The 3,617-nt window shown below is 71.2% G+C and carries 3 protein-coding genes; 2 read left to right on the forward strand and 1 reads right to left on the reverse strand.

Translation table 11 applies throughout. From position 1 onward, the window contains the following. A partial coding sequence (locus tag B4E30_RS04485) for a DUF4407 domain-containing protein (RefSeq protein ID WP_286793672.1) occupies nucleotides 1–881 on the forward strand: 881 nt, incomplete at its 5' end. A 21-nt stretch (nucleotides 882–902) separates the two neighbouring features. Here B4E30_RS04485 and B4E30_RS04490 read toward each other — a convergent pair. Continuing rightward, nucleotides 903–1,562, reverse strand: a complete 660-nt coding sequence (locus tag B4E30_RS04490; protein WP_286793673.1) for an NAD(P)-dependent oxidoreductase — start codon at nucleotides 1,560–1,562, stop codon at nucleotides 903–905. A gap of 648 nt (nucleotides 1,563–2,210) precedes the next feature. Between B4E30_RS04490 and B4E30_RS04495 the strand changes: the two genes are divergently transcribed. Next, on the forward strand, nucleotides 2,211–3,347 hold the full coding sequence (locus B4E30_RS04495; RefSeq protein ID WP_286793674.1) for a serine hydrolase domain-containing protein: 1,137 nt from the start codon (nucleotides 2,211–2,213) through the stop codon (nucleotides 3,345–3,347). Nucleotides 3,348–3,617: the final 270 nt, after the last annotated feature.

Consider the following 3,617-nt stretch of genomic DNA (forward strand, 5'->3'; position numbering starts at 1 on the left):
TCGTCGTGGCGGAACCGCTCGTGCTGCAGATCTTCCAGAACGACATCACGCGCGAGATGAACGCGACCAACGTGGTGCAGGCCCTCGAGGACCAGACGGCGGTCACCGACGGGCCCGAAGCGCAGGCGCTCGACGCTGCCGGCGAGCGCCTCGCCGAACTGGAGAACCAGGCGGCGACGGGCATTATCGCGGGCACATCGTCGACCTCTGCCGAGGCGGCCGCCGCGCAGACGACGGTCGACCAGCTCACCGCCCAGCTCGCCGAGAAGCAGGCGGTCATCGACGAGGCGCGCCTGCTCTACCAGTGCGAGCTGACGGGCGCCGGTGCCGGCGAGGTCGAAGGATGCTCCGGCGTCACGGGCGAAGGGTCGAGCTCGGAGGCCGCCGAGGCGCAGCTGAGCGCGGCGCAGGCGGCATACGACGAGACGGCCGCCCAGCTGCTGGAGGCGCAGAACGCCCTCACCGCCGCGAACGGCGCCAGCGCGGATGCCGCGGCCAGCGCATCCGAGATCAACAAGCAGCAGGCCGAAGACGAGCTGCCCGTGGCCCGGGAGCAATACGACATGGCGCTGGCGGCATACAACGAGCAGGCGGAGTCCGTCGCGTCGGGCAACGCGGGTGCGACGGGGCTGCTCAGCCAGATGAGCGCCATGGAGCGCCTGGCTGAGCAGGAACCGGCGATCCGATGGGCGCACCTGCTCATCGCAGGCCTGTTCTTCATGATCGAGCTGCTGCCGGTGATCGTGAAGGTGCTCACCAGCTACGGCGACCCGTCGCTCTACGAGAAGGCTCTGGCCATGCGCCGCCAGGTCGATCTCGACCGGGTCACCGCGCGCACGTGGACCGAGCGCGCATCCATCGCGACCGTCGGCACCGGGTAGCCCCTGCGGCGGGGGTGCCGGTCAGGCCGGACCCCAGATGGCGGTGAAGCGGGCACGCCGGTGGGCGGGGTGCTCGATCTCGTCGACGATCGCCAGCGCCAGGTCGGCGGCGGAGATGGTCGAGGCTCCGTCGGCGTCCTTGAGGAGAACGTCGCCGCCGAGCACGTACGACCCGCGCGAGGGCGTGCTGAGCCAGGCGCCGAAGTCCGACGGCGGGCTGACGTAGAACCAGTCGACCGACTCCGGGGACTGCTTCAGGATGTCGAGGGTGCGCAGACCCGTCTCGATCTCGGGCTTGACCTCGGCAGGGAGGTTCTCGTGGGAGACGTCCCAAAGTGTGGGCCCGCCCTCTTCGAGCTGCAGAGACGATGCCCCGCCGACATAGCCCACGCGCGTCGCGGAGCCGGCGACCTCGTCCAGCAGGCGCTCCAGCACATCCTCGACCTCGCCCGCCATGTCACCGCGGGGCGACAGGGCCACCACGACGGCGTCGCGGCCCTGCACGACGCTCGACAGTGTCTGCGCGTCGCGCGCGTCTCCGGCCACGTGGTCGATCCCCTCGGCCGACGCGTCGGGAGTCGAGCGGCTGACCGACGTGACCTCGTGTCCGCGGCGCGCCGCCTCAGCGGCCACCGCCGCTCCAGCGTATCCGCTGCCGCCGAGAACCGTGATGCGTGCCATGAGTACCGTCCTTTTCCCCGTCCGCCGTCTGCGCGGACGCCTCAGCTCACACCGTGGGCAACACCGTCGGCAGCGTCACGCATTCCGCACGGGCCCGGCGCGGGTCGACGCGGGTCGGCGCGGGTCGCCGCGGGTCGCCGCGGGTCGGCGGGGGTCGGCGCGGGTCGGCGGGGGTCGCCGCGGGTCGGCGGGGGTCGGCGCGGGTCGGTGCGGCCCTCCTTCGCGCACGCCCGCCTTTCAGGGTCCCACCTTCGCGTCCGCCGGCCCGCCCGTCTGTCGCCGTCGCCAGGTCTTCGCCGTTGCCCGATCTTCGCCGCTGCCTTCACCCCCGCCCTTCTTGCCCTAACTCAGGCTGGAACCGCCCCGAACGGCCGCTGCGGCGCCCGATCCGCCCTCTCAGCCTGAGTTGGTGTCACGCGGCTTCCGCTACGGCGCCGGTCGCCCTCGCCCCGGCGTCGGCCGGTCTCACCACGCCGCCGGTCGGCCTCACACCGCCTTCACCCCGTTTCGCGCACGCCTTCGCGCAGCAATTCAGGCTGAGACGGGCCTCGACACCCGCAGCGGCGCCAATTTCGCCCTCTCAGCCTGAGTTGGCGCACAGGAGGCCGAGTTGGTGCACAGACGGCGACAGCGTGGCACGGTGATCTCATGACCTCCCCGCTCGAGCAGCTGCTGGCGCGTCACGTCTCGACCGGCACCGTTCCCGGAGCCGTCGCCGTCGTTGTCGCACCGGGTGCCGACCCCGCACCGCTCGCCGTGGGTGCGTCCGCGCTCGGCGGACCGGACCTCGACGTCGACGCGATCTTCCGCATCCAGTCCATGACCAAACCCGTCACCACCGTCGCGGCGCTGCGGCTGGTCGATCGTGGGCTCATCAAGCTCGACGACCCCGTGGCGCGATGGCTGCCGGAGCTCGCCGACCCGGTCGTGCTGTCGCATCCGGACGCGCCGCTCGACGACACGCGGCCATCGCCCCGGCCGATCACCGTGCGCCACTTGCTCACCAACACCAGCGGATACGGCATGATGACGACCGATTCCCCTCTCGCCCAGGCCATGGTCGAGACAGGACTCGAGGCAGGTCCGCAGCCGAGCGGCCTCGGGGCCGACGAGTGGCTGGCAAGGGCGGCGAGCCTTCCGCTCGCCTTCGCCCCGGGTGAGGGATGGCGCTACCACCACTCCTTCGGCATTCTCGGCGTCCTCATCTCCCGCGTGGTCGGCCGCTCCACGCCCGACCATCTGCGTGACGACCTCCTCGTCCCGCTCGGCATGGTCGACACCGGATTCTGGACCCCGTCAGCATCCGCGCACCGACTGCCGGCGACCTACCGACGCGACGGCGACGTGCTGGTCGAGAGCGAACCCGCCGGTGGCGGGTTCTACGCCGGACCTCCCGCCCACGACGTCAGCCACGAAGAGCTCGTGTCCACCGTCGCGGACTACGCCCGCTTTCTCCGCGCACTCAGCCACGGAGCCGAGGTCGGTGACGGGCCGCTGGTGTCGCCGGAGCTGCTGACGCTGATGACATCCGATCAGATCCCGGACGCTCTCAAGCGACCGGACAGCTTCTTCCCCGGATTCTGGGACCAGATGGGGTGGGGCTTCGGCGTGGGCGTGCAGACCGGCGGCGACCACGCCGGTCGGTTCGGCTGGTCGGGCGGCCTCGGCACCGACTTCTTCGTCGACCCCGACGGCACGATCGGCATTCTGCTGGCCCAGGTCGACCTCGACGAGCACGTGATGACGCTCTTCAACGAGTTCCAGCAGCTGGTTCCGCCCCGCTGACCCATCGCCCCGAGGCGTCGCCACCTCCGTCCTTCCACCCTTCCGCCGGACCTAACTCAGGCTGGGACGGTGTTGGGATGCCGCTGCGGCGCCGAATCCGCCCGCACAGCCTGCGTTGGCGCACGGGAGGTCGCCGCACCGGGCGCGACGGCTCCGCAAAGGAGCCGAAACCAACCCCGCGACTCGATCCCCGTTTGGTCGCACCGGACGAGGTGAACTGCTGTTGAGCCGCCGTCGGCGTCCGGATGAATCGCCCTGGGTTTCGTTCCG

Source organism: Microbacterium sp. UBA3394, from assembly GCF_002358725.1.
Taxonomy (GTDB): Bacteria; Actinomycetota; Actinomycetes; order Actinomycetales; family Microbacteriaceae; genus Microbacterium; species Microbacterium luteum.